The organism is Neobacillus sp. PS3-34, from assembly GCF_030915465.1.
Taxonomy (GTDB): Bacteria; Bacillota; Bacilli; order Bacillales; family Cytobacillaceae; genus Neobacillus_A.
On the sequence record NZ_CP133267.1, the window covers coordinates 3718964 to 3744779 of the forward strand.

Sequence of the window (25816 nt, forward strand, 5' to 3'; positions counted from 1 at the left end):
CAGAGGGGAGAAATGACAATGAAACATCGCTACCTACCGATGACTGAAGAAGATAAGAAATCAATGCTTGAAACAATCGGTGTATCCTCAGTAGATGACCTTTTTAGCGATATTCCAGAAAGCGTCAGGTTCAAAGGCGAATACAATATTAAACCGGCAAAATCTGAAACAGCATTAATGAAGGAGCTTTCAAAGCTTGCTGACCGCAATGCTGATTTGAGAAGGAATACCTCATTCCTGGGTGCGGGTGTTTATGACCACTATATGCCTGTCATAGTTGATCATGTTATTTCCCGATCGGAGTTCTATACTGCCTATACTCCTTACCAGCCGGAAATTTCGCAGGGTGAGCTTCAGGCTATTTTTGAATTTCAAACGATGATTTGCGAATTGACTGGAATGGAAACAGCCAATTCCTCCATGTACGACGGAGGCACCGCGCTTGCAGAAGCAGCTATGCTAAGCGCAGGCCATACAAAACGCAAGAAGATTCTTATTTCAGGCGCAGTTCATCCGGAATCCAAAGAAGTTGTAAAAACTTATGCAAAGGGACAGTACATTGACGTAATCGAAATCCCGGTCCGTGACGGCGTAACAGATTTAGAAGCATTAAAGGAACTTGTTTCAGACGATATCGCTGCCGTTATGGTTCAGTATCCTAACTTTTTGGCCGTATTGAACCATTGAAAGAACTAGAAGAGGTTATTCATGCGAATAAATCATTATTCGTAGTATCAAGCAATCCTTTATCACTTGGCGTGTTGACTCCTCCTGGTAAATTCGGAGCCGATATCGTCGTGGGCGATGCTCAGCCATTCGGTATTCCGACTGCATTTGGCGGTCCTCACTGCGGTTACTTTGCAGTAACGAATAAGCTGATGAGAAAGGTTCCAGGCCGCCTTGTCGGTCAAACAAAGGACGATCAGGGCAGACGTGGATTTGTTTTAACACTTCAGGCGCGTGAGCAGCACATTCGCCGTGACAAAGCGACATCCAACATTTGTTCAAACCAGGCGCTGAATGCTTTGGCAGCATCTGTTGCTATGACAGCACTTGGCAAAAAGGGAGTTCGCAGCATGGCAGCTGCCAATCTTCAAAAAGCGCATTATGCAAAAAATACCTTTAAGGAAAATGGATTTGAAGTTATTTTTGAAGGTCCTTCCTTTAACGAATTTGTCGTTAAATTAAATAAACCTGTAAAAGAAGTGAATCAGGAACTTTTGAAAAAAGGAATCATCGGAGGCTACGATCTCGGACGCGATTACCCTGATATGGCGAATCACATGCTGGTTTGCGTAACTGAGGTAAGAACGAAGGAAGAAATCGATACTTTAGTGAAAGAATTGGGGGATTTCCATGCATAATCAAGACCAGCCGCTCATTTTTGAACTTAGTACACCTGGCCGGATTGGCTGCAGCCTTCCGGAAATGGACGTTCCGGAATTTGACCTCAATGAATTATTGCCTGAAGGCTATGTTCGTGACGAAGAACCGGAGCTTCCGGAGGTTTCGGAACTGGATATTATGCGCCACTATACTGCCCTTTCCAAAAGGAACCATGGCGTGGACTCAGGCTTTTATCCATTAGGCTCTTGCACAATGAAGTACAATCCAAAAATCAATGAAAATGTTGCCCGCTTCAACGGTTTTGCCCATATTCATCCGTTGCAGGATGAAAGCTCTGTACAGGGTGCTCTAGAGCTTTTATATGATCTTCAGGAGCATTTGATCGAAATTACCGGCATGGATGAGGTTACATTGCAGCCAGCTGCAGGAGCACACGGGGAATGGACAGGATTAATGATGATCCGCGCTTTCCATGAAGCAAATGGCGATACAAAACGTACTAAGGTTATTGTTCCCGATTCCGCCCATGGAACAAACCCGGCGTCTGCTACTGTAGCGGGACTTGAAACGATTACTGTTAAATCAAATGAAAATGGCCTCGTTGATCTTGATGATCTTAGAAGAGTCGTAGGTGAGGATACAGCGGCATTGATGCTTACCAATCCTAACACCCTTGGATTATTTGAAGAAAATATCCTTGAAATGGCTGAAATCGTTCATGGAGCTGGCGGAAAGCTCTACTATGACGGAGCTAATCTAAACGCGGTATTATCTAAAGCGCGCCCTGGCGACATGGGCTTTGACGTGGTGCATTTAAATCTTCATAAGACGTTTACAGGCCACACGGTGGAGGTGGCCTGGTTCAGGCCCGGTAGGAGTAAAAGCAGATCTGATTCCATTTCTACCAAAGCCGGTTATCTCTAAACGCGGTGAGGAGTTTGTATTTGATTATGACCGCCCGCAATCCATTGGACGCGTAAAGCCATATTACGGAAACTTCGGAATCAATGTCCGTGCGTATACTTATATCCGTTCCATGGCGCCAGACGGCTTAAAAGCTGTAACGGAATATGCGGTATTGAATGCCAACTATATGATGAGAAGGCTGGCAGAGTTTTACGACCTTCCGTTTGACAAGCATTGCAAGCACGAATTCGTTCTAAGCGGCAGACGCCAGAAGAAGCTTGGTGTGCGCACGCTCGATATCGCAAAGCGCCTGCTCGACTTTGGCTACCATCCGCCGACCATTTACTTCCCGCTTAACGTTGAGGAGTGTATCATGATTGAACCGACCGAAACAGAATCAAAAGAGACACTAGATTCATTCGTGGACATCATGATCCAAATCGCGAAGGAAGCAGAGGAAAATCCTGAAATCGTTCAGGAAGCACCACATACAACGGTTGTGGGACGTATGGATGAAGCTACTGCAGCACGTAAACCTATTTTAAGATACCAAAAGAATTAAAATGTATGTGGCCCGCACGTGGATGCGGGCTTTTTTTTTGCTTAACAGAATTTAAATTCATAAATTCTGATAGCACGACGGGCCGGATGTCTTGGCTAGGTGAGTGGCAGTTTTTCTCCTATTGTTGAAAAAACCGCTTGAAGTGTAGAAAATGGATAAGTTAATGTAGAATAGAAAAGAGATAATATAGAATACTGTTCGATTTGTGTAGAAAGTGTTCAAAATTATGCCGGTAGGACGACAGTTACCCACCTTCCAGACAGAGGAAGGACAATATTTTTTTATAAAACTAAAAAACCGCCATTTTTCGGCGGTTTTTGCAATTAATTATTTTGATTTTACCTTGCCAGACCACTGTTTAAAGCCGCCCTTTAGGTGTGAAAGGTTTTTATAGCCTCTGCGGTATAAAAACTGGCTGGCGCGTCCGCTGCGAAGGCCGCTTTGGCAGTATAGATATACCGGAAGGTCCGAACGGATTTCTTTGGAGCGCATTTTCATTTGGGAAAGAGGGATATTTCTTGCCCCCAAAATATGTCCAGCTTCGAATTCGTTTGGCTCACGAACATCAATGAGTTGTGCTTTCCGGTAGCCAGCACGGAAATCTTCTTCGGTCAATGTCTTGACGATTTTACGCTGATATAACCAGGTAATTACGGAATACGTAATAATGGCGCCTATGATGATAAGCAGTAAATAGAGAGTAGGCAATTTTTTCATGCTCCTTTCAAGCTGTGCTGCAATGTTATTATTATATAAGTCAGACCTTTAATGAGTAAAGAGTCTCGGGAAAAATTTATGCTTATTTTCCTATCATTATTATAACAGATTCAACTTGCTTTGTTTTTTTACTTTATTTTGATAGACTAAAAATCGCGAATAGCTATTTACATCTAATAAATGAGGTTTTTATATGAAAAAGGAAGTTTGGCGTTTTATTGATTCAGGCAGTGGCTCACCATCATTTAATATGGCTTTGGATGAAGCATTGCTTGATTGGCATAGTGAAGGCAAAATTCCCCCGACAATACGATTTTACGGCTGGGATCCTGCAACCCTTTCCATTGGCTATTTTCAAAAGGTTGAAAAAGAAATTAATATGGAAGCTGTCAGGGAACATAAATTGGGTTTTGTCCGCCGTCCGACAGGCGGAAGAGGAGTACTCCATGAGCATGAATTGACCTACAGTGTCATTGTTTCAGAGGATTATCCCGAAATGCCTAAGACGGTTACGGAAGCTTATCGAGTCATTTCTGAGGGCATCCTGAAGGGGTTCCATCAGCTGGGACTTGAAGCGTATTTTGCTGTTCCAAAAACACAGGATGAAAAAGATTCCTTGAAAAATCCAAGATCCGCAGTGTGCTTTGATGCCCCAAGCTGGTACGAGCTGGTTGTCGAAGGCAGGAAGGTAGCAGGAAGTGCCCAAACAAGGCAGAAGGGTGTAATACTTCAGCATGGTTCCATTTTGCTGGATCTGGATGAGGAAAAGCTTTTCAGTCTATTTAATTATCCTAGTGAAAAAGTCAAGGAACGCATGCAACGGGCGTTTAAAAGCAAGGCGGTTGCCATTAACGAAATCAGTCCAAGAAAAATTACTTTGGAAGAGGCAAAGACAGCCTTCTATAATGGATTTTCAGAAGGCCTGAACATTGAGCTTGTCCCTTACGAACTTACTCAGGAAGAACGTGACTATGTAAATAAAATCGCCCATGAAAGATATGAAAATGATGAGTGGAATTTTAAGAGATAAGATTTTTTGTACTAGAGCATGGAATAAAATGAGAGTCATTCCCACAGTGGAGTGGCTTCTTTTTTAGGGAATATGTAATCTATTCTACCTAGTCAGCAAAAGGGCAACTCGTGAAATTTGTTGAAATTCATCATTTTCGTGAGTAAAACAACTTTTATCTTTCATTTGCTTTAAATTCTAGTGGTTTTTATGTTTGACAAAATTTTAGTTATTTGCATAAAACACAATATGTAGTGGTGTCGAAAATCTATTAAGCACTATATATTGATTTATTGTGTTTGATTGTGATAACGTATGGGTATTCCATAAACAACTAGATCTAGTAAATGAATAACTAGAATACAGCTAGATATAGATTTATTTTTGAAGGAGATGTGATCATGTCGGTTGTGTTAAGTAGAAAAATGAATATTAACTTTGAGAGATTAAACGAGGATATCCGATTGTTCCCTCAGGTTCACCCGGTTACTCCGGATATGAAAATTGTCCACAAGGGAGTTTCACGTTTAGTCATGCTCGACAGGTACACCTTCAAAGATACAGAGAAAATTACTCTAACAGCTGGTGATTTTGTCGTTCTCACTATCAAGGAGGATCCTAAATTTCCTGCACGTGGACTTGGAACCATCCAACAAATCGATTGGGAAAAGAAAACCGCACAAGTTTTAGTGGATGATGAATTTAAAGGTGTACTGGACGGAGATGAAGCGGAGACTGGAATAATTGTCCGATCGCTTGATGTGATTGAAAAGCCGCTCGAACTCTTTTACGAACAAATTGCAAAGCGCAACGCAACTGGCTTGGCCTTTGTCGAAAAAACAGAAGAAAAGCGCCAGGAATGGTTTGAAAAGTTCTATCAGGAGCTTGTCAGCCTCAACTTTATTCCGGCAGGCCGCGTCCTTTACGGTGCTGGCGCAGGTACTGAAGTAACTTTCTTTAATTGCTATGTCATGCCTTTTGTTCAGGATTCCCGCGAAGGAATTTCGGATCACCGCAAGCAGGTAATGGAAATCATGAGCCGTGGCGGTGGAGTTGGAACAAATGGTTCAACATTGCGTCCACGGGCCACACTTGCAAAAGGTGTAAACGGCAAATCTTCTGGCTCGGTTTCATGGCTGGATGACATTGCGAAGCTGACACACCTTGTTGAGCAAGGAGGATCCCGCAGAGGGGCGCAGATGATAATGTTAGCGGATTAAAAAAGTGACATTCAAAGTAAATTTTAGTAAGATTAAAACAGAACGAACGTTCGTGATTAGGGAGGGCTAATCATGTTTAATCTTACTAAAGCATTTCTTTATCAAAGGTATATCTTGGAAAATGAAACTATAAAAAGATAGCTAATGAGACAGGGTTAAGCACATCTGCTATAAAGACTCATCTAAGAAGATGGGGCTTAAGAAAAACCCCATTAAAATTAGGGGATAAACCATATGATGATAAAGATTGGTTATATCATCAATATATTATTCTTAAAAAGGGATATACAGTTATCGCAAATGCATTAGGAGTAAGCAATGGCATAACCCTCTGTAAGAATTGTCATGAAAAAACCTTTGGTAAAGAAGAAAATTTAATAGATGCACTAGTCCGCGTCGTTCAGAAAATGAACGGCTAGAAAATCGGGTGAATTGCAGGGAACTCCTTAGAGGCTGGCAAGCCACAACGTGACTGGAAACGGTGAGCGTGAAGGCCATAAAAATTGCTATGCATTGGACAATCTGCAGCCAAGCGTCATTGGGCTAAGGTAATGGCGAAGGTTCAACGACTAGAGAGTGAGTCCCAACAATAAACTCTCATAAGCGCCACCTAACAGATTTTGCTGAGGGTGATGATATAGTCTAGTCCGGCTGCAACTGCAGCGAAATATTCCGAAAGGAACGGTATGTACGTGGCATCCTGATATTATTGAATTTATTATTTCTAAAATGCAAAACCCTCGCATCCTTCGTTTCCTCATTGAAAACACAAATGAAGAAACAATAAAAAAATATGCAAAGGACAAGCTGAAATTCACACCACTGACTTTACAAGAAGAAGCAATGTACCAGGGAATCATCAATTATAAAAATATTCCTGGCTACGGCGGATTCAGTGCTGAGATTATCAAAAATGCTGAAGAAAAGCTTGAAGCTGGCGGAAACTTTACCGTCCATAATCCGGAATTTTTAACTGGTGCGAACATTTCAGTTTGCCTGACAAAAGAATTCATGGAAGCGGTCGAAAAGGACGCTGAATATGAACTGCGCTTCCCGGATACTGAAAACTATGATGCTGAGACAATGAAAATTTACAACCAGGAATGGCACAAAGTAGGTGATGTGCGTGAATGGGAAAACCTTGGTTATAAAGTACGTACTTACAAAAAAATCAAGGCGAAAGAGCTTTGGAATCTGATCAACATTTGTGCGACTTATTCAGCTGAACCTGGTATTTTCTTCATCGATAATGCAAATGACATGACAAATGCCCAGGCATATGGACAAAAGGTTGTAGCGACCAACCCATGTGGGGAGCAGCCTCTCGCACCATTTTCAGTGTGCAACCTCGCAGCCGTGAACCTTGCTGAAATGGCTGATAAGGAAACTAAAACAGTTAATTTTGAAAAGTTAAAGCGTACAGTTGAAGTTGGTGTCCGCATGCAGGACAATGTCATTAATGCGACTCCGTACTTCCTTGAAGAAAATAAGAAGCAGGCACTTGGCGAACGACGTGTAGGTCTTGGAGTAATGGGACTGCATGACCTTTTGATTTATTGCGAAACTGAATATGGATCAGAAAAAGGAAATAAATTAGTTGACGATGTTTTTGAAACAATTGCAACTACAGCTTATCGTGCTTCCGTTGAGCTTGCCGAAGAAAAGGGAAGTTTCCCATTCTTAACAGGTGAAGATGTAGCAGAAACTAACCGTTTAAGACAGGCATTTATCAATACCGGATTTATGAAAAAAATGCCGGAGGATATCAGAGAGTCAATTTTAAGCAAAGGTATCAGGAACTCTCACCTGCTGACTGTTGCTCCAACGGGTAAACAGCTTGCCCCCTATATTCGTAAGAATGTAGCGTAAACTTGGCTATATGCGGGAAACTCTGGCGTATCTCTTGCTACCTGGCCTTGCCAGCCTGAAAATGGTAAAAATGCAGGAGTGTTAGTTAAACTAACCAGACAATCCGCAGGGAAGTCGTGGCTGACCCCTCAACGACTACATGCCGAGCAGCCATTTTATAATGGTTGATGATATAGTCTGGCCCATATGGCGACATATGGAGCGGGTACTAATAATCCCGCCCTCTATAAAACGTAGAGAGTAACAAAAGTGAGCACTGGAACAATGGTCGGCGTTTCAACAGGACTGGAACCGTACTTCTCCTTCTCCTATTTCCGTAGCGGAAGACTTGGAAGGTTTATCGAAGTGAATGCGGATATTGTCCAGGAATATTTGGAGCAGCATCCTGAGGCAGATAAAGATAATTTGCCAAACTGGTTTGTGACTGCAATGGAACTTGCACCTGAAGCACACGCTGACGTACAATGTGTCATTCAGCGCTGGATTGACAGCTCGATTAGTAAGACCGTCAACGCTCCAAAAGGCTACAGCGTTGAACAGGTAGAAAAAGTATATGAACGCCTCTACAATGGCGGAGCTAAAGGCGGCACCGTATATGTGGATGGCTCTCGCGATTCACAGGTACTCACACTAAAAGCCGAAGAAAACAGCCAGGAAGTTTCATCTATTGTTAAAGAGAAGCCAAAACAGCATGTTGTGCTGGTTGATACGATCAACGAACTCCGTTCCACAAATGTAACGATTGGATCAGAAGTTGGGAATACCTGCCCGGTTTGCCGCAAGGGAACTGTGGAGGATATCGGCGGATGTAACACTTGCACGAACTGTAATGCCCAGTTGAAATGCGGATTATAAAAATAGTGAGCAGGATGGAAAAATTTTTTCCATCCTTTTTTTATGTCCGGGCCATTTAAAGTTCATACTACAAAAAATGGACTCTTATCGCAGAAATGAGGCTACATAATGGAACCCTTTAAACCGCAGCTTGTATATATAGAACCACAGGCATTGGAATACCCGTTGGGTAGAGAGCTAAAAGAGAAATTTGAAAAAATGGGAATGGAGATCAAAGAAACGACCTCCCATAACCAGGTCCGCGGTATTCCAGGGGATAATGAATTGCAGCAATACCGAAACGCAAAATCAACCCTTGTCGTCGGTATACGAAGGACATTGAAATTTGATACTTCTAAACCTTCAGCTGAATATGCCATTCCTTTAGCAACAGGGTGTATGGGCCACTGCCACTATTGCTATCTTCAAACCACGCTAGGGAGCAAGCCGTACATCCGGACGTATGTCAATCTTGAAGAAATATTTGAACAGGCACAAAAATATATGGACGAGCGTAAACCAGAGATCACCCGCTTTGAAGCTGCATGTACATCCGATATTGTCGGTCTTGATCATCTGACCCACTCCTTAAAGAAAACGATTGAATTTATCGGCAGCACAGAGTATGGAAGGCTCCGATTTGTAACGAAATATCATCATGTAGACCATTTGCTTGATGCTAAGCATAACGGTAAAACACGATTCCGCTTCAGTGTAAATTCCCGTTATGTCATTAAAAACTTTGAACCGGGAACATCTTCCTTCGATGAACGTCTGGAAGCTGCCCGCAAAGTCGCCAATGCAGGTTATCCGTTGGGGTTTATTGTGGCACCGATTTATATGCATGAAGGCTGGCAAGAAGGATATGAAGAATTATTTCAGCGTCTGCAAAAAGAGCTCGAAGGCATTGAACTTCCTGACCTTACATTTGAATTGATTCAGCATCGATTTACCAAACCAGCCAAAAATGTAATCGCGAAACGTTATCCAAAAACAAAGCTTGAAATGAATGAAGAAAAACGGAAATACAAGTGGGGGCGATATGGAATTGGAAAATACGTTTACCCGGATGAACAGGCAAAAGATCTGGAAACCACGATAAGAGGATATATCTCATCTTATTTTCCGCAAGCTGAAACCCAATACTTCACGTGAAATATTTTTAACCTGTCCGCCGTACTATTTTCATAAAAGCGCGCTTAAAGATGTAACAATGACTACATCTAAGGGAGGGCTCTGGATGGAAATAGACGGTGTATTTTCCGGTGGGGGAATTAAGGGCTTTGCCTTGATAGGTGCATATGAAGAAATTGAACAAAGAGGCTTTCGTTTTAAAAGAGTAGCAGGAACCAGCGCGGGCTCAATCGTTGCCGCCTTGGTAGCCGCGGGTTACACTAGCCGGGAAATTTACGAGATTCTTGATGAACTCGACACATCCAAATTACTGGACGAGCGGAAAACTTTTCTTCCTTTTCCATTTGCAAAATGGCTTTTGGTTTACTGGCGTTTAGGTTTGTATAAGGGGAATGAATTAGAGAAGTGGCTTAAAAATAAGCTTGAAATGAAGGGACTAAGGACCTTTTCCGATTTGCCGCAGGATTCCCTTCGCGTAATCGCATCTGATTTGACAAATGGCCGGCTCGTTGTACTGCCTGACGATTTGGAGAAGTATGGTATACCGCCAAGGGCGTTTTCGATTGCAAAAGCCATCCGTATGAGCTGCAGTATGCCCTATTTTTTTGAACCGGTGAAATTAAAGTCTATCGATGGTACCAGCATTGTCGTAGATGGTGGTGTTCTCAGCAATTTTCCAATATGGCTGTTTGACAAAGAAAATACAAAAAAGGCACGACCAGTATTGGGTATTAAATTAACCCATAGCGAAACGGATCATCAAAAGCATAAAATTGGCAATGCCATTCAAATGTTTGGGGCGTTGTTTGAAACCATGAAAGATGCCCATGATTCAAGATACATTTCAAGAAAGCATGCGAAAAATATCATTTTTGTACCAACCGAAGGTGTTTTATCGACGGAATTCGAATTGACGGAGGAAAAAAAACAAGCACTTTTCGCACTGGGAAAGAAATGTGCGAAACAATTCTTCGGAACATGGGGATATTGAGACCTATTTAAAAATCAATAAAAAATCGGGCTCCTCAAAAGGATGCCCGATTTTTCTTTTTGCCTTTTTTTCCGTCAATAACGGTCAAATGGGAAGAAGATTTCTTTTTTATCTTCTTTTTAGCTAAGGGAAGATTTCCTTGAGAGGCACTCCTTGATTGGAGATCCCCGTTTTTTTGATGGAGTCTTTTCTTTGATTTTTTTGCGGCTTTAAGAAATGCCCGCTGCTCTTTTCTCTCAGGGCTTGAGTTATTAAATCGCCGAAAAAGTAAATAAATAACCATACCGATCAACGCGATGACAGCTATTCTTTGGATAAAACCGGCCGGGTTTGATACTAATATTCCGGCAATGCCTATTGCAGCCAGAATGAAAAGAATACCAAAAATGAGTAAAGAAATCCGATTTTTCAAGAATGCCACCTCCCTAAGAGCATCATAAGCATTTTTTTCCTCTTTTAAACACGCATTTGAGAAGAATTAAACAATTTCTTCTGTCTCCATTTGATCGTTCGTTTCCTTCTCCATTCTTAGTAGCTCTTTGAACGAGAGGATTGCTACTTCGACCTGATCGTTATTCGGTTCTTTAGTAGTCAAAAGCTGCAGCCATAAGCCCGGAAGGCCTAATAACTTCAAGACTGGAACATCTCTCAATTTGTTCGTTAATTGAAGAATCTCAAAAGATATCCCAAGCACAACAGGGATTAATGCTATACGGTCAACGATTCTGAGCCAGAGCGGTGTAGTAGGGACAAACATGTAGACGAAAACACCGACAATGACAGTGAAAAGGATAAAACTGCTTCCACAGCGATAATGGAGACGAGAGTTTGCTTGGACATTTTCAACCGTTAATTCCTGGCCATTTTCAAAGGTATTAATTACTTTATGTTCGGCACCATGGTATTGGAACACTCGTTTAACAATCGGTGTAAGCGAAACAAAATAAATATAAGATAAGAGCAGCAGCAGCTTGAAAAATCCCTCGACTAAGACCTGCTCAAAATCAGTTGAAAAAATGGGCCTTGTCAATACAGCAAGAAATACTGGAAGCAATGTGAAGATGAATTTTCCAAATAAAAAGGAAATAACGCCGATCGCTGCTACGCTAAGATACATCGTAGTCTTGGAGACTTCCTTCTCTTTTAACTTATGATCCTCTTCGGGATCAAGGTCAAACCGTTCTGTTGAAAAATTTAAATGCTTTGACCCGTTCGCGCTTGCTTCGATTATCGCAATAATTCCACGAAGGAAAGGGATTTTTTTGAGAAAAGAAAAAGCAGGTACAGTTTTTCGAGGCAGATGGAAATACTCAATGGAGCGGTCTTTCCGTCTAACCGCAGTTACATAATGATGTTTCCCGCCAAACATAACGCCTTCGACCACTGCCTGGCCGCCATAAACGGGTTTTTGATTTTTGGACATGAACGCTAACACCAGCCTATTTCAAAGTTGCACAATCAGCTTAAAGAGAAAAACTGTATGTACCTTAATTTATTCTACTAAAAAAAAGAAAAAACCTCTATATGAGATATAAATCTTCATTTTTTTGATGGCGACGGAATTAAAAATATATGCAAGTGAATGATAGCCAAAGGACATACTATAAATACAGACTGTTAAAAAAATGGAATTGAAGGAGGCATACATCTTATGCTGGATGAGCTGCTGGGAAGTGAGAGTCATAATTCAGATAAACCAATGTCAATTATTGCCTACGTCATATATACGGGATTATTTGCTGGTATTTTCTGGAGCTCAATCGGTTATCTATCCTATCTGTTCAATTTCACAGTTATTCGCCCAAATTTCATATTAGAACCATGGGCACTAGGAAATTGGAAACATGAATGGCTCGGAACCGTTATTTCTATTTTCATGATAGGTGTATTCTCAGTTATAGCGGCCTTCATTTACTACCTGGTTTTGAAGAACTTAAAAAGCAGATGGGGAGGCATTTTTTATGGGATTGCCCTTTTTCTTCTCGTTTTCCTTGTATTAAATCCGATTTTTCCGGGAATTAAACCATTTCGCGAAATTGATCGCAATACAATGATTACATCTGCCTGTTTATTTATCGTATATGGAATTTTTGTTGGCTACTCGATTTCATATGAATATCAAAGCCGCCAGCACATACCAAAAGGACAAAAAGACAATAGCCAATAATAGTCGCGGGATGGCCGATTATGATAAAATGAATTTATTGGGCAATATTTTTAAATAAGAAATACAACAATCGTTAAAGAGAAGAAACATGGTGCATGGGAGATTTGGAAAATGAAAAAAATTATGCTTCTCAATGGTCCTAATTTAAACATGCTCGGTAAACGGGAACCGGATGTTTATGGGGCGGCAACACTACAGGATCTTGAAGAAAAGATGAAGAATCTGGGACATACACACGGAGTTGAAATGATTTGCTATCAATCGAATTCTGAGGGGATACTGATCGATAGAATTCAGGAAGCAGGGGAATCCGGGGTTGAAGGAATTATTTTAAATCCTGGTGCCTACACTCATTACAGCTATGCTATCCGTGATGCGATTGCAGGAATAGATGTCCCTGTTATCGAAGTACATATATCAAATATCCATGCCCGTGAGCCATTTCGCCATGTTTCAGTAATTGCACCTGTAACAAGGGGCCAGATTGTTGGATTAGGCTTTAAGGGGTATGAACTGGCATTGTTAGCTCTGCTGGAATAGGAAAAGGGGAGAGGAAGAAAATGAAATTAGAAAAATTACAGTCTGAATTTTCTAAACTTGGAATTGATGGTTTGCTTATCACAAGCGGATACAATCGACGTTACATGACCGGCTTTACAGGGTCTTCAGGCGTGGTATTAATTTCGGGTGAAAATGCTCAATTTATTACAGATTTCCGTTATGTTGAACAAGCTGCAAAGCAATGTCAAGGCTTCGAAATTGTTAAACACACAGGCACAATTCCCGAAGAGGTTGCTGCCCAGGCGAAGAAGCTCGGTATTACTAAACTTGGTTTTGAACAAGAGCATCTGTCTTATTCCTCTTTTAAATCTTATGAAAAAGCGGTGGAAGCAGAACTTGTACCTGTTTCCGGAGCAATTGAAAAGTTGCGCTTGATAAAGACAGAAGGAGAGATTAAGATATTAAAGGAAGCAGCAGATATCGCTGATGCTGCATTTAAACATATTCTCGATTTTATCCGTCCAGGGAAAACGGAACTCGAGGTTTCCAATGAATTAGAGTTCTTTATGAGAAAAGCTGGCGCCGCATCTTCTTCTTTTGATATTATTGTTGCGTCCGGTTACCGTTCCGCTCTGCCTCATGGTGTTGCCAGCGAAAAGATTATTGAAAAAGGCGACTTCGTCACGCTTGATTTTGGTGCTTACTATAAAGGGTTTGTCTCCGATATTACAAGGACTGTTGCTGTTGGAGAACCCGAGGCAAAATTAAAAGAAATATATGATATCGTCCTGGAAGCGCAACTTCGTGGCATGGCTGGAATTAAGCCAGGCATGACAGGCAAGGAAGCAGATGCTTTGACACGGAACTTTATCACAGAAAAAGGCTACGGAGAATATTTCGGGCATTCTACAGGACATGGCATTGGGCTAGAAGTCCATGAGGCCTGCCCTATCTGTAAAATCTGATATCATTCTTGAGCCGGGAATGGTCGTAACCGTAGAACCAGGAATTTATATCCCGGGTCTTGGCGGTGTTCGTATTGAGGATGACACGCTCATTACTCTTGACCACAACGAAACCCTTACTCATTCAACAAAAGAACTTATCATTCTGTAAAGAATTTTTAGGAGGATTTTAAGCATGATTTCTGTAAACGACTTTCGTACAGGACTGACAATTGAAGTGGATGGCAGCATTTGGCGCGTCATCGATTTCCAACACGTGAAACCTGGTAAAGGAGCAGCGTTTGTTCGTTCTAAACTTCGTAATCTTCGTACTGGTGCTATCCAGGAAAAAACTTTCCGTGCTGGTGAGAAAGTGGCAAAAGCACAAATTGACAACCGCAGAATGCAATACCTATACGCAAGCGGCGATCAGCATATTTTCATGGATAATGAATCCTATGAGCAAATTGAGCTTCCAGCAACAGCAATTGAGTATGAGCTCAAATTTCTTAAAGAGAATATGGAAGTTTCCATCATGATGTATCATGGAGAGACACTTGGTGTTGAACTTCCGAATACGGTAGAACTTGAAGTTACTGAAACTGAACCAGGAATCAAGGGGGATACAGCTTCAGGCGGAACAAAGCCTGCTACTGTTGAAACTGGCCTGACAGTTCAGGTTCCTTTCTTCGTAAACCAAGGTGACCGATTAATCATCAACACAACTGACAGCACATATGTATCACGTGCGTAATTAAAAAGTGGAACCGCCCTGTTGCTGGGCGCTGGAACTAGATTATGAAAACCTTACTTATTAAAAGCCTCAGCGCGAATATTCGCGCTGGGGCTTTTTTAGTTTAAATAATAAATATTTGAATTGTTATTAATTGTGGAATTTTTGAAGGACTTCACTAAATAGTAAGATTTGTACGATAATTACCTAGTTATTTTTTGCTAAAATAAGTTTGAAATTTAAATAATCTTTATTTAAAAGGGGTGACAATGATGAAACGATTCACTTCTGTTTTTCTTACACCTTCTTGCAGTTGGCCTGTTATCTGGATGTACCTCCAATAAGGAAAATATGACGCTCGATAAAAAGCATAAGCCGTTACCTGATTATGTGCTTAATTCATCAGACAAAGTTAAAGAAACATATATTATGGCTTCTAAATATCCAGAAGTCCTTGCGTCGGTTCCCTGCTATTGCGGATGTGGTGTTTCAGATGGGCACGAGAGCAATCTTGACTGCTATGTAAATAAGATGGGGTCGAATAATGCAGTTGAAGAATGGGACCCTATGAGTATATCGTGAGACACTTGTATTGATATCGCCCGGGAGGCGGTACAAATGAAACGAGATGGAAAAAGTCTGAAGGAAATTAACCGTTTAATTAAAGAGAAGTACAAAGACTTAGGTGAGCCAACTCCAACGCCTGATCCAAAGTAAGGGGATTCCCATGAAAAAACTATTAGTAGGCAGTTACCTACTCATTACTCTAGGGATTATTGTCTTATTCAACAATAGTAGTTTCAAAGACAACAAGGATTTTAAAGCGATAGAAGCCGGAGAAAAAATTTATAATCAGCATTGTGCTTCCTGCCATGGCAAGACAGGAAAAGGCGAAGGAGCAAATGTGGGTACCTCTATTAATAACGAGCAGCTCCTGAGTTCTCTCTCGGATAAGGACCTATACAATAACGTGAAATTTGGCAGAGAAGGGACCCTGATGCCGGCATATAAGGAAAGAATTTCTGAGAAGGATATTAAAAATCTTGTTGCTTTTATGCGAGACTGGCAGGAGAAAAAAATAGATTTTAAGACCCCTGGAAAGATTGCTGGCGAACCTGAAAATGGCAGAAGACTTTACAATCTATACTGTCTCAGCTGCCATGGTGAAGGTGGAGCAGGAAAATTGAAGATGGGGACTGCTCTTGCTAATCCTCAATATTTACAATATACAACGGATAAACAAATATGGATTGATACGGCTTATGGCCGGGAGAAAACCCGAATGTCTCCATCCCTCAAAGGACTTGATGGAGTCCGCCAGTTGAAAGAGGAAGAAATTTCAGATGTTGTTTCCTATATCCGATCCCTCCAAATTAAATAATATACTAATTCCCTCCTTCTTTTTGCTGGAGGGTTTTTATTTTTGAATTCAACAGGAATTGATATGTGAACATTTTGTGGTGATTTTTTGTCAAAAAAGTAACGAAAATCCTCCTTTAACAAAATGTTCAAGAGTGCTTCAACTATTCGGCCTCATGAAAGATTATATTTATTTCGAAGAGGGCTATGTTGGAAAATCCTGCATTTAGATAATGGCTTTTCCAAGTCAAGGGGGATTAGTATGCTGAAGAAGTTATTGGCTTTATTAGTTATCACATCATTTATATCAAATATTACCTTCAAAAATGTTTATGCAGAAGGAGCATTTCAAGCCGGCCAGTTTCCTTATAAACAAATGCAAATACAGGTCATGCCTGAATTTGACTATCCGGAAAAATGGCAAAAGGACCAGCCATCTCTGCTGGTAGGGCAATATGGGACAATTGTTAATAAAAGCGGTAATGATTTTGATGGAAAAATCGAAATAAAAGTTCCTACAAAAGAAAAAAGTTTTCAAGTCTATCTAGTGGCTGAGTTTCCATCCGAATCAAAGCCAGAGGTTCAACGCCCATATGACGTAGATAAGGCCAATGGAATTATTTCTTGGAAACCGAAATCTCCTATCAAAAATAACGAAACTTATAAATTTGTAGTTGAGTATTATTCAAATCCAATTGCCATGAAAGATACAAAAAGCTTTGCTTATCATTTTACACCACCAGCTGATATTGATCAGTTAGATGTGATTTTTTATGCACCGATTAATGCTAAGAATATTAAGTTTGATCCCCAGCCTCAAAACACTTCAAAGAGCGAATATGGAGAAGACATCTATTATTACTCTTACAAAAATGTAAAAAAAGACAATCGTGTTAATTATAGAATGTCATATAAAAAGGACGGAACCGAATCTACATTAGCGGCAATTGATAAAAAGCAGCCTCCAAAAGATGAAAATCATACTGGAGTTAATGGCGGTAATACAGCGACTGACCAGGTTTTAAACAATTCCGGAAATGGAGAAAGTTCTGAGGTGAAACAGCCGATTATCGGCATACCAGGTGCTCTGATTATAGGGGTTTCACTCATAATTGCCGGAGCCTTTGTATTCCTGGGATTGAAGGGCTCACGAACTCAGGCAAAAGCAGCAAGCAAAAACAAAAAGGGACAGAAGAAACAAGTTGTGAGGAAAGAAAGCAGATTATCTAACGCAGAAGAAAAAAAAGAACTTCGCAAAAAACTATTAAACGGCAAGATTGATCAAGAGACATATGAAGAAGAAATGAAAAAATTAATTTAGAGAGGTGGATAAAGATGAAGAAGAATACAATTGTCATGCTTGGAGGCTTTATTATCGCGGGTGCAATAGTTTTCCTTCTGATGGCCGCGACTCCTGGCTCGAGCGGAATCGAACTGACATTAAAACAGCTTCTCGCTACGCAGGAGAATCACAAAGATGATTATGTTACTGTCGAAGGACTATTGATAGAAAAATCGATTCAATGGGATGCAGACAAAATCGAATTAAAGTTCGATGTAAGGGACAATGAAGGAAATCTGCTGCATGTAGTTCACAATGGTATTAAACCGGATAATTTTTCAGAAGGAGTCATAACGATTTTACAGGGGTCTCCGACCAAAAAGGACACATTTAAAGCAGAAACCGTTAAAACTAGGTGCCCTTCAAAGTATGAGGGCAAGGATATGAAAGACTATGATCCTAAGAAACATGAAAAACTTCTGAATAAACCACCGCACCAAAAATAAGAAGCAAACCAATAAGAAGGTGACGACATGTATTTATTCGCGAATGCAACAATCTTTATAGGCTTGGCATTAGCAATTTATTCCCTTCTGATTATGACCTTAGGGATAAGTACAAAAAATCAAAAACTTGTTAACAGTGGCAAAGGGGGCGTGATTGGCCTTTTCATTTGTGCCGGGTTGGCAATGATCACGTTATTTTACCTTCTTGGTTCTTCCCAGTTCCAATACGAATATGTAAGGGATTATACCAGCAGTGAATTGCCTATCATCTACAAACTAACTGCTTTATGGGCTGGGAACTCAGGATCGCTCTTATTATGGACGTTTTTCTTAACTCTTTATATGCTGATGATTACTTATTCAAGAAAAATGAAGGGAAACCCGATGGTTCCCTATATTGTATCCATTTTATTAGCAAACGCTGTCTTCTTCTTTTTTATACTTGGTTTTGTTGCAAAGCCATTTGTCCTATTAAGCGAAGTACCCACAGAGGGAAAAGGATTAAATCCAATGCTGCAAAATCCGGGTATGATCATTCATCCAGTCACTTTATACCTTGGTTATGTTGGACTATCCATTCCATTTGCCTTTGCAATGGCAGCGCTGATTATGAAGAATATGGATGATTTTTGGATTAAGATGACAAGGCGCTGGACCATCATTGCGTGGTTATTCCTTTCCCTTGGAAATATTTTTGGAGGCCAGTGGGCATACGTTGAATTGGGCTGGGGCGGATATTGGGCATGGGATCCGGTCGAAAATGCATCCTTTATGCCGTGGCTTACAGCAACCGCCTTCCTCCATTCTGTCATGATCCAGGAACGGAAAAACATGTTGAAGGTATGGAATATTAGCTTAATTATTATTTCATATGCGCTGACACTATTTGGCACCTTCCTTGTACGCAGTGGTGTACTTACCTCTGTCCATGCATTTGCCAACTCCAATCTTGGTCTGTATTTCTTAATTTTTATGGGTGTTGCTGTCATTGGCGCACTATATATCCTGATGAGCCGCTATAACCTGATTAAACGCAGCGCAGGGGAATTCAATTCCTTTGTTTCAAAGGAAAGCAGCTTCTTAATTAATAATCTGCTCCTTGTCGGCGCGGCATTTGCTGTCTTCTGGGGAACAATTTTCCCCCTTGTTTCAGAGGCTGTTCGGGGCACAAAAGTAACCGTAGGGATGCCTTTCTTTAACAAGGTGGAAGCTCCAATACTATTATCGATGATGTTTGTCATGGCGGTATGCCCATTGCTTGCATGGCAAAGATCCACAGTAAAAAACTTGAAAAAGAATTTTATGATTCCAGCTTTCCTTGCTGTTACAGCCATGATCCTGATGGTGATCCTCGGTATTCAAAAAGTATGGGCAGTTATTGGATACGGAGTAATAGCGTTGTTATTGATTACACACTATCTCGAGTTTTACCGCGGTGTTAAAGCAAGAAGAAAGATGACAGGCGAAAATCCACTTGTCGCCCTTTATCGCTTAATGAGCAAAAACCGCCGCCGTTACGGAGGCTATATGGTTCACCTTGGGATTGCTTTTATTACGATGGGCATCATTGGTTCACAAAACTATGACCTGCAGACAATGAAGACAATTGACCTTGGGAAATCCATTGAGATTAAGGATTACCGCATCAATTACGATAAGCTCGACCAGCGCAAGGAAGGAATCAACGACATCATCTATGCTGATGTTACCGTATTTAAGGACGGGAAACTACTTGGAACATTCCAGCCAGAAAAAGTATTTTACGGGCATTGGGATCAGCCTTCGTCAGAAGTCGCGATTATTTCTTCCTTTAAGGAAGACTTATACATTGTCCTTAGTGCCTGGGAAGACAATGGCCGTGGAACCTTTATAGTAAAGGTCAACCCAATGATGAACTGGCTTTGGATTGGTTCCTTCATGATTGTAATCGGTTCGCTATTTGCAGTGTGGAACGGAAAATACCAAAATGTTACTCCACGATATACCGGAGTGCGCAGAGAGGTGTTTTAACGTAAAAAACAAAATTCTCCTCGGGGTTTTAGTTTTAATATTAGCACTCCAATGGTCGTTCATTCATGCTCAAGCGAAACAAATTGACTACAAGTCCGCAGAATTTAAAGCTGTAGCGTCACAGTTTTCCTGCACGTGCGGGTGCGGCAGGATCACTTTGAATGTGATCCCAATACGTGTAATTTAACGAAAGAATTTAAAAAAGATCTTGTTGGAATGATGAACAAAGGAATGGATAAGGACCAGATCCGTGATTATTACGTGAAGATTTACGGGGAAGAAATTCTGACTGCACCGGAGAAAAGCGGCTTTAGCCTGGCTGCCTGGATCCTTCCTTTTGCAGCGATTATTGGAGCGGGAGCGGCATTGTTTTTTATCCTTCGAAAATGGGTGAAGAAAAAAGGGGAAACCGGTCCATCCTTAGAGGATCAGAACAAGAAGGATGAGTTGGAAAATGAAATTCTCTCTTCCATAATCGATGAGGAACGAAAAAAGTATTTTTAGGATGTGGACAAAATGGAGGATATTTCAATCATTTCAATGGTCTTTACTGCTGTTCTTGTGCTTGGCTGCCTTTTCTTAATCCTGTCACCATTATTCAAGTGGGATGCCTATCTGCAGTTCGGAATAAAATCTGCTGACTCTGCCAGCATGAAGGAAGCTCTTTTTACGACACTCAATGAAATAGAGTTCGAGTACAAGATGGATAAAATATCCGAGAACGATTACAAGATATTAAAAGGACAATACGAAAGCCAAATTGCAGCCATAATGAAAGCTGATGAACAAGCCGCAGAAAAACTGGTCGATAAAGGCTTAATGGCAGAGATAGAAAACGAAATTGAAGTGGCAATGCAGGGGCATAAAAAGAAAAAGGGGGAAGAAAAGTGATCAGAAAAATCACCATCTTCTTCCTTGGACTGCTGCTATTCATACCAGTGAACGCTTTTGCGGCATCAGAAAAGAAGATATCAATTGATATGCAATATCTTGTTGTCAGCCCTGCAGAGGATGGATCCACCAATATGATGAATATGGTGAACTATACCAATCCATCAAATGAAGAGTATAAGGGTGATGGAAAGAGTGAGGCTGTGTTGAAGGTTTCACTCCCTGAAGGAGCAAAGGATTTAAATTTTTTGGACAATAAGATTGCTATAAAACAAAGTTCACAAGGTTTTATTACAACAGACCCATTCCCGGCAAATCAGACACTTGTTCTTCCCTATAGTTACCGGATGCCAAAAGGAAAGGAAATCAATTTTAAATTTGATTACCCAGTTCAAGTCATGCAGGTGCTAGTACCCGAAGGCATGGGAAGTGTTGAGTTTAAAGGGGTTCAATTCACCAATCAGGGCCAATTTAAATTTGAAGACCAAAAATACGTTGGTTACAGTGTTGAAGGAATTAAGGTAAACCAATCCTTCACAATGATTTACAACAAAGATAAGCAGCCTAAAGCTAATGCAGCAGCAACAGCCAATGCGGAAACTGAAAAAGGGAAGACTGGAAATGTTACACATTCTGCACCTCCCTTCCATAATCCAGGTCATCTTCGGATGTGGGCACAGTCACCCCTTCACCGCTTCAATCCGCACGTTCTGTTAATCATTCTTCTAGTGATAATTTTTGCGGGCATTTCATACTATGGCTATTTTAAAAGGAAAGATAGACTGGAAGCGGAAAGAATCGGATCTGATAAAGAAGAACAAGCGTTTAAACATTTAATGGCTAAACAAAAAGTAATAATGGATAAAATTCTTGAACTAGAAGAGACGCACGGCAATGGTGAAATGTCTGAAGAGGATTACCTTGCGAAACTCCAGGCATACAAGCAGCACCTTGTCCAAGTAAAATTAAATCTTCGCAAATTCGTCGAGTAACAGCTGGAATGGGAGGTGCTGCAGATGATTGAAATAAAGAAGCTTATAAAACAGGCAGACAATAAACTAATCCTGCGTGGAATCGACGTTTCAATAAAAAAGGGAGAAACGGTTGCCATTCTGGGACCTAATGGAGCCGGGAAAAGCACTCTATTAAAGGTTCTTGCAACATTAATTAAACCCACTTCCGGTCACGTGAAGGTCAACGGGCTGGATTTAAGGAAAAATCAGCTGGAAATAAAAAATATGCTCGGCTATTTACCTCACTCCAGTTTACTTTATGACCATTATTCTCCTAAGGAAAACCTTGTATTTTTTGGTGATTTGTATGGAGTGAAAAATGCTGAAGAGAGGGCAGTAGAACTGGTAAAAGAGGTCGGTCTTTCCTTCTTTTTAAACGAACCTGTCAAAAACTTCTCAAGAGGGATGATCCAGAGAATAGCCATTGCACGAGCAATTATCCATGAACCGCCGATTCTGCTATTGGATGAACCGCATACAGGCTTGGATCAAGGGGCAATATCGATTTTAAACAATGTAATCCTTTCTATGAAGGAAAAAGGTACCACAACGATTATGGTTACACATGATTTCAAACAGGCAACAGAAATATGCGATAGGATCATTATCATTAAAAATGGGAAAATAGCAGATGACTTCAGCCTGGAAGAAAAAGCATTAAATTTTGTTTCGGAAAAATATCAGCTTCAAGTGGAGGGAGTGTCATGATGCTGCTCAGGTCAGCCCTCTTAATCGCGAAAAAAGATTTATATTCAGAGTTAAAGACGAAGCAGGTCTTGGCAACCATGATCATCTTCGCAGGCTTGGTCATTCTGGTATTCAGCTTTGCATTTGATCCTGCCAACAATACCACAAGAGCTGTCATTCCAGGGGTTATCTGGGTAATTATCGTGTTTGCCGGAATACTTGGCTTGAATCGGTCCTTTATAGGGGAACAGCGGAATGATACGATGCAGGGGCTTATGATTGCCCCAATGGATGCATCGAGTATTTTCCTCGGTAAATTCTTGGCTAATTTTACCATGATCATGGTGGTAGAATTAGTATCCCTGCCATTCTTGTTCCTGCTGTTTGATTTTCAGATATTGGGACATTTTTCTTATTTCTTATTAGTATTATTGATAGGCAGCTTTGGATTTATCAGCATCGGTACTTTCCTGGCAGCGCTTGCTGCTAATTCAAAAAGTAGTGAAATGCTGCTGCCGCTTTTGCTTTTTCCCATCACAAGTCCTATTTTGATTGGCGCAGTCCAGGCAACAAGAATTATCTTAACCAATATTGAAAAGGTATCAAGTGCTATGGCATGGATTCAACTAATCTCTGCCTATGATGTTATCTTTTTTGTCCTTTGCTTTATCTTAATCGAATATATTCTGGAGGTATAAGAGATGAGCGTAAATCTCGAGAGGGATCGGCTGCACTGTTAAAATCGCAGTTTTCTGCTGAGAAAAGCCCGATTGTCCCCAAATTGCTATTCGGCGCAACTGTAGTTTCGGTTTTAACCTCAATTTATCTGATATTCATCTACTCTAGTATTGAAAAAACAATGGGAGTGGTACAGAAGATTTTTTACTTCCATGTTGCATCTGCGTGGTGTGCTTTCCTGGCATTTTTCATCACCTTTGTATTTAGCATTTTATATTTGGCAAAGAGAAAACGGATCTTTGACACATATGCGTATGTATCAGCTGAAATAGGAGTTGTCTTTACGACGATTGTTTTAACGACAGGTCCAATTTGGGCGAAGTCTTCCTGGAACACCTGGTGGGCATGGGAACCCCGACTTACTACAACATTGATTCTTTGGTTCATTTACTTGGCTTATATCATGATTCGCCAGATGGATGGGGTGTGGGATAAGAAAGCTCGTCTGGCTTCTGTGTTTGGCATTATCGGCTTCATCGATGTACCGATTGTATTTTTCGCTATCCGGTGGTGGCAGTCCAAATTCCATCCAATTGTTTTTGGTGATGGACCATCACAAAAGGGCGGCGGAATTGAGCCGAATATGCTGGTGGCACTTTTGGTTTCCATTGCAGCATTAACCTTCCTTTACAGCTATCTGCTTCAAAAGGGAGTAGCTTTAGAAAATATGAAAATAAAAGTAAATCACTATAAAGAAAAATTAAGAGAAGAGCTTGAAAAATAGGAGGGAATAAAAATGAACTTTTTATACGGAGCATACTCAGTAATCTGGCTGATCATTTTTGGATACATGATGATTTTAGGAAGGCGGCAAGCAAAATTAAAAAAAGAAATCGAGTTCTTAAAACAGCTGGATCAATAATACTGAAGCTGAAGGATATTGTTTAAAGGGCTGGTTTATGAAAAAACAGCTGATATTATTGAATTCCGCATTCAGGAGGAAGAACAATGAACAAGCGGGGTATTAAAATACTCATCCTGCTTCTTGTCATGGGCATGTTTGTTTTCTTTGCTTATAGTCTGGTGAATAAAGGCAAAAAAACGGATGTAGGTGACAAAGCCTACAACTTTGAGCTCGAAAACTTGGAAGGCAGGAAAATAAAGCTTTCAGATTATAAAGGACACATGATAATCTTAAATTATTTTGCGACCTGGTGTGCTCCGTGCGTAGAGGAGTCCCCTGAGCTGGAAGCTTTTGAAAAGGAATATGGGGATAAATATAAGCTATTGATAATTGACAGAGGGGAAACCAGAGATCGGGTCAAAAAGTTCGTGAAAAAAAATAAGACGACTTCGACTTATTTATTCGACTACAATGCGAATGTTTCAAAGGTATATAATGTGACAGCGCAGCCCGAAACGTTTGTGATCGATAAAAAAGGAATCATCCGCGAGCATTATAATTGCCCATTAACTGAAATGCAATTATACGAGATGGTAAAAAAACATGAATAAACATAAAAGGACTGCTCTTATGGCAGTCCTTTCAGCCTGTAGACAAACTCGATGAAAATCGAGCTTGCCTACAGGCTTTTTATTTTAGTCTGTCTTAGAATGGGTCTGTTGATCTCCATTCCAGGCACTCGCTTTCCGCGGGGCGGGCGGTGTGCCTCCTCGGCGCACTGCGTCTGTGGGGTCTCACCTGTCCCGCTGCTCCCGCAGGAGTCTCGCGCCCTCCACTCCAATCAACAGGGTTTCGAAAGGTAGTGTGGTAATAGAACCAAGCCTATTTTAAAATAGATACGTATAACGCTAGAGGTGATGAAGGTGCTTTCGAAAAACAGCCCAACCCAAAGAGCTCAACATGAAATGGTTGCTTTAGACCACCGTGTTCCTCAGGGCCATTTGGTCTGTAAGATGGAATCGGCTCTTGATTTCTCTTTCATTTATGACTTAGTCAAGGTCTTGAAGTATTCGACCACCAATAAAGAGGGATATCGGGAATATAAATCCCCAAAGCATATTTTCTCCACCTGCCCATTTTAGCCAAATGTACAGATAGCAAGGATCATCAAAAGGTAGTGACACGGCATATCTGGCAAGAGTATGTAGAGAAAGTTGACCAACTGAGGCATTAACAAGAGGTAAAAGAGATCTATGCGAAGCGCAAGAAATCGATTGAGCGCGTATCCGCAGATGCAAAAGAAAAGCATGGCATGCGTTGGACAACCCTGAGGGGTCTTAAAAAATTGTCCATGCAGGCGATGATTACTCTCTCGCTGCCTTGAATCTTAAAAAGATGGCCAACTGGACATGGAGAGGTTCAGTAATGGCCTAGAGGCTGCCCCTAAGGGGTGGTCTAACCTTAGGTGAAAACCTAATAAAATCGACAAAAAGGGTTTGGAATGAGAACATTCCAAACCCCTTTTGTCGACAACCTAAAAGGACTGTTCTTA

22 protein-coding genes and 7 pseudogenes are annotated in these 25816 nt (G+C 40.9%); 26 read left to right on the forward strand and 3 right to left on the reverse strand.

The window, feature by feature from the left end; genetic code table 11:
• The first annotated feature begins 18 nt into the window (after positions 1 to 18).
• A pseudogene (gene gcvPA / locus RCG23_RS19330) lies at positions 19 to 1364 on the forward strand (aminomethyl-transferring glycine dehydrogenase subunit GcvPA).
• Positions 1357 to 2815 (forward strand): annotated as a pseudogene (gene gcvPB, locus RCG23_RS19335) (aminomethyl-transferring glycine dehydrogenase subunit GcvPB). The pseudogenes gcvPA and gcvPB overlap by 8 nt, the downstream one beginning before the upstream one ends.
• A gap of 327 nt (positions 2816 to 3142) precedes the next feature.
• Here the strand turns inward: gcvPB and RCG23_RS19340 are convergent.
• The gene (locus tag RCG23_RS19340) at positions 3143 to 3532 is read right to left on the reverse strand and encodes a rhodanese-like domain-containing protein (protein ID WP_308176989.1); all 390 of its coding nucleotides are present in this window, start codon (positions 3530 to 3532) and stop codon (positions 3143 to 3145) included.
• Positions 3533 to 3725: 193 nt separating this feature from the next.
• Here RCG23_RS19340 and RCG23_RS19345 point away from each other — a divergent pair, with 193 nt between their 5' ends.
• The 6 genes and pseudogenes from RCG23_RS19345 (at position 3726) to RCG23_RS19370 (ending at position 10589) form a co-directional block, all read left to right on the forward strand.
• The gene (locus tag RCG23_RS19345) at positions 3726 to 4562 is read left to right on the forward strand and encodes a lipoate--protein ligase family protein (protein WP_308176990.1); all 837 of its coding nucleotides are present in this window, start codon (positions 3726 to 3728) and stop codon (positions 4560 to 4562) included.
• A gap of 380 nt (positions 4563 to 4942) precedes the next feature.
• A pseudogene (locus tag RCG23_RS19350) lies at positions 4943 to 5758 on the forward strand (ribonucleotide reductase N-terminal alpha domain-containing protein); the annotation flags it as partial.
• Between the two features lie 696 nt (positions 5759 to 6454).
• Positions 6455 to 7591: pseudogene (locus tag RCG23_RS19355) on the forward strand (ribonucleotide-diphosphate reductase subunit alpha); the annotation flags it as partial.
• Between the two features lie 291 nt (positions 7592 to 7882).
• Positions 7883 to 8485 (forward strand): annotated as a pseudogene (locus RCG23_RS19360) (hypothetical protein); the annotation flags it as partial.
• A gap of 108 nt (positions 8486 to 8593) precedes the next feature.
• Entirely contained in the window at positions 8594 to 9619 is a 1026-nt protein-coding gene (gene splB / locus RCG23_RS19365; protein WP_308176991.1) for a spore photoproduct lyase, read from the forward strand.
• An 85-nt stretch (positions 9620 to 9704) separates the two neighbouring features.
• Positions 9705 to 10589, forward strand: a complete 885-nt coding sequence (locus RCG23_RS19370; protein ID WP_308176992.1) for a patatin-like phospholipase family protein — start codon at positions 9705 to 9707, stop codon at positions 10587 to 10589.
• Positions 10590 to 10623: 34 nt separating this feature from the next.
• Here the strand turns inward: RCG23_RS19370 and RCG23_RS19375 are convergent, their stop codons facing one another.
• Positions 10624 to 11010 carry an SA1362 family protein gene (locus RCG23_RS19375; RefSeq protein WP_308176993.1) on the reverse strand — a complete coding sequence of 129 codons (387 nt, stop codon included), beginning with the start codon at positions 11008 to 11010 and terminating at the stop codon, positions 10624 to 10626.
• 57 nt (positions 11011 to 11067) lie between these two features.
• Positions 11068 to 12012, reverse strand: coding sequence for a DUF1385 domain-containing protein (locus RCG23_RS19380; protein WP_308176994.1), 945 nt, complete (start codon positions 12010 to 12012; stop codon positions 11068 to 11070).
• Between the two features lie 228 nt (positions 12013 to 12240).
• On the opposite strand from RCG23_RS19380, the gene RCG23_RS19385 reads away from it, so the two are divergent.
• The 18 genes and pseudogenes from RCG23_RS19385 to RCG23_RS19470 form a co-directional block, all read left to right on the forward strand.
• Positions 12241 to 12756 carry a YqhR family membrane protein gene (locus tag RCG23_RS19385; RefSeq protein ID WP_308176995.1) on the forward strand — a complete coding sequence of 172 codons (516 nt, stop codon included), beginning with the start codon at positions 12241 to 12243 and terminating at the stop codon, positions 12754 to 12756.
• Between the two features lie 111 nt (positions 12757 to 12867).
• Entirely contained in the window at positions 12868 to 13296 is a 429-nt protein-coding gene (gene aroQ, locus RCG23_RS19390; protein ID WP_308176996.1) for a type II 3-dehydroquinate dehydratase, read from the forward strand.
• A 20-nt stretch (positions 13297 to 13316) separates the two neighbouring features.
• Positions 13317 to 14373, forward strand: a pseudogene (locus RCG23_RS19395) (M24 family metallopeptidase).
• A gap of 24 nt (positions 14374 to 14397) precedes the next feature.
• The gene (gene efp, locus RCG23_RS19400) at positions 14398 to 14955 is read left to right on the forward strand and encodes an elongation factor P (RefSeq protein WP_308176997.1); all 558 of its coding nucleotides are present in this window, start codon (positions 14398 to 14400) and stop codon (positions 14953 to 14955) included.
• 267 nt (positions 14956 to 15222) lie between these two features.
• Positions 15223 to 15651, forward strand: a complete 429-nt coding sequence (locus RCG23_RS19405; RefSeq protein WP_374049862.1) for a PCYCGC motif-containing (lipo)protein — start codon at positions 15223 to 15225, stop codon at positions 15649 to 15651.
• A 10-nt stretch (positions 15652 to 15661) separates the two neighbouring features.
• Complete coding sequence (locus RCG23_RS19410) at positions 15662 to 16315, forward strand: c-type cytochrome (protein ID WP_308176998.1); 654 nt, start codon at positions 15662 to 15664, stop codon at positions 16313 to 16315.
• Between the two features lie 240 nt (positions 16316 to 16555).
• Positions 16556 to 17614: a hypothetical protein gene (locus RCG23_RS19415; RefSeq protein WP_308176999.1), complete on the forward strand. Its 1059-nt coding sequence runs from the start codon at positions 16556 to 16558 to the stop codon at positions 17612 to 17614.
• Between the two features lie 14 nt (positions 17615 to 17628).
• On the forward strand, positions 17629 to 18081 hold the full coding sequence (locus tag RCG23_RS19420) for a cytochrome c maturation protein CcmE (protein WP_308177000.1): 453 nt from the start codon (positions 17629 to 17631) through the stop codon (positions 18079 to 18081).
• 27 nt (positions 18082 to 18108) lie between these two features.
• Positions 18109 to 20091, forward strand: coding sequence for a heme lyase CcmF/NrfE family subunit (locus tag RCG23_RS19425; RefSeq protein WP_308177001.1), 1983 nt, complete (start codon positions 18109 to 18111; stop codon positions 20089 to 20091).
• Positions 20092 to 20307: 216 nt separating this feature from the next.
• Positions 20308 to 20595: a cytochrome c-type biogenesis protein CcmH gene (locus RCG23_RS19430; protein WP_308177002.1), complete on the forward strand. Its 288-nt coding sequence runs from the start codon at positions 20308 to 20310 to the stop codon at positions 20593 to 20595.
• Positions 20596 to 20607: 12 nt separating this feature from the next.
• Positions 20608 to 20982 carry a hypothetical protein gene (locus tag RCG23_RS19435; RefSeq protein ID WP_308177003.1) on the forward strand — a complete coding sequence of 125 codons (375 nt, stop codon included), beginning with the start codon at positions 20608 to 20610 and terminating at the stop codon, positions 20980 to 20982.
• Positions 20979 to 21974: a hypothetical protein gene (locus RCG23_RS19440; RefSeq protein ID WP_308177004.1), complete on the forward strand. Its 996-nt coding sequence runs from the start codon at positions 20979 to 20981 to the stop codon at positions 21972 to 21974. The genes RCG23_RS19435 and RCG23_RS19440 overlap by 4 nt, the downstream gene beginning before the upstream one ends.
• A gap of 24 nt (positions 21975 to 21998) precedes the next feature.
• Complete coding sequence (gene ccmA, locus RCG23_RS19445) at positions 21999 to 22703, forward strand: heme ABC exporter ATP-binding protein CcmA (RefSeq protein ID WP_308177005.1); 705 nt, start codon at positions 21999 to 22001, stop codon at positions 22701 to 22703.
• Complete coding sequence (locus RCG23_RS19450) at positions 22700 to 23380, forward strand: heme exporter protein CcmB (protein WP_308177006.1); 681 nt, start codon at positions 22700 to 22702, stop codon at positions 23378 to 23380. The genes ccmA and RCG23_RS19450 overlap by 4 nt, the downstream gene beginning before the upstream one ends.
• Before the next feature lie 83 nt (positions 23381 to 23463).
• Positions 23464 to 24144 carry a cytochrome c biogenesis protein gene (locus tag RCG23_RS19455; RefSeq protein WP_308177007.1) on the forward strand — a complete coding sequence of 227 codons (681 nt, stop codon included), beginning with the start codon at positions 23464 to 23466 and terminating at the stop codon, positions 24142 to 24144.
• Between the two features lie 12 nt (positions 24145 to 24156).
• Positions 24157 to 24282, forward strand: a complete 126-nt coding sequence (locus RCG23_RS19460; protein WP_308177008.1) for a CcmD family protein — start codon at positions 24157 to 24159, stop codon at positions 24280 to 24282.
• 86 nt (positions 24283 to 24368) lie between these two features.
• Positions 24369 to 24875 carry a TlpA family protein disulfide reductase gene (locus RCG23_RS19465; RefSeq protein WP_308177009.1) on the forward strand — a complete coding sequence of 169 codons (507 nt, stop codon included), beginning with the start codon at positions 24369 to 24371 and terminating at the stop codon, positions 24873 to 24875.
• A 444-nt stretch (positions 24876 to 25319) separates the two neighbouring features.
• Positions 25320 to 25698: pseudogene (locus RCG23_RS19470) on the forward strand (transposase); the annotation flags it as partial.
• Positions 25699 to 25816: the final 118 nt, after the last annotated feature.

Coding starts and splice junctions, on each gene's coding strand:
- RCG23_RS19450 (WP_308177006.1), top strand. CDS start 22,700: ATGATGCTGCTCAGGTCAGCCCTCTTAATCGCGAAAAAAGATTTATAT.
- RCG23_RS19345 (WP_308176990.1), top strand. CDS start 3,726: ATGAAAAAGGAAGTTTGGCGTTTTATTGATTCAGGCAGTGGCTCACCA.
- RCG23_RS19380 (WP_308176994.1), bottom strand. CDS start 12,012: ATGTCCAAAAATCAAAAACCCGTTTATGGCGGCCAGGCAGTGGTCGAA.
- RCG23_RS19460 (WP_308177008.1), top strand. CDS start 24,157: ATGAACTTTTTATACGGAGCATACTCAGTAATCTGGCTGATCATTTTT.
- RCG23_RS19465 (WP_308177009.1), top strand. CDS start 24,369: ATGAACAAGCGGGGTATTAAAATACTCATCCTGCTTCTTGTCATGGGC.
- RCG23_RS19340 (WP_308176989.1), bottom strand. CDS start 3,532: ATGAAAAAATTGCCTACTCTCTATTTACTGCTTATCATCATAGGCGCC.
- aroQ (WP_308176996.1), top strand. CDS start 12,868: ATGAAAAAAATTATGCTTCTCAATGGTCCTAATTTAAACATGCTCGGT.
- RCG23_RS19430 (WP_308177002.1), top strand. CDS start 20,308: ATGATGAACAAAGGAATGGATAAGGACCAGATCCGTGATTATTACGTG.
- RCG23_RS19420 (WP_308177000.1), top strand. CDS start 17,629: ATGAAGAAGAATACAATTGTCATGCTTGGAGGCTTTATTATCGCGGGT.
- RCG23_RS19410 (WP_308176998.1), top strand. CDS start 15,662: ATGAAAAAACTATTAGTAGGCAGTTACCTACTCATTACTCTAGGGATT.
- efp (WP_308176997.1), top strand. CDS start 14,398: ATGATTTCTGTAAACGACTTTCGTACAGGACTGACAATTGAAGTGGAT.
- RCG23_RS19415 (WP_308176999.1), top strand. CDS start 16,556: ATGCTGAAGAAGTTATTGGCTTTATTAGTTATCACATCATTTATATCA.
- RCG23_RS19385 (WP_308176995.1), top strand. CDS start 12,241: ATGCTGGATGAGCTGCTGGGAAGTGAGAGTCATAATTCAGATAAACCA.
- RCG23_RS19435 (WP_308177003.1), top strand. CDS start 20,608: ATGGAGGATATTTCAATCATTTCAATGGTCTTTACTGCTGTTCTTGTG.
- splB (WP_308176991.1), top strand. CDS start 8,594: ATGGAACCCTTTAAACCGCAGCTTGTATATATAGAACCACAGGCATTG.
- ccmA (WP_308177005.1), top strand. CDS start 21,999: ATGATTGAAATAAAGAAGCTTATAAAACAGGCAGACAATAAACTAATC.
- RCG23_RS19425 (WP_308177001.1), top strand. CDS start 18,109: ATGTATTTATTCGCGAATGCAACAATCTTTATAGGCTTGGCATTAGCA.
- RCG23_RS19370 (WP_308176992.1), top strand. CDS start 9,705: ATGGAAATAGACGGTGTATTTTCCGGTGGGGGAATTAAGGGCTTTGCC.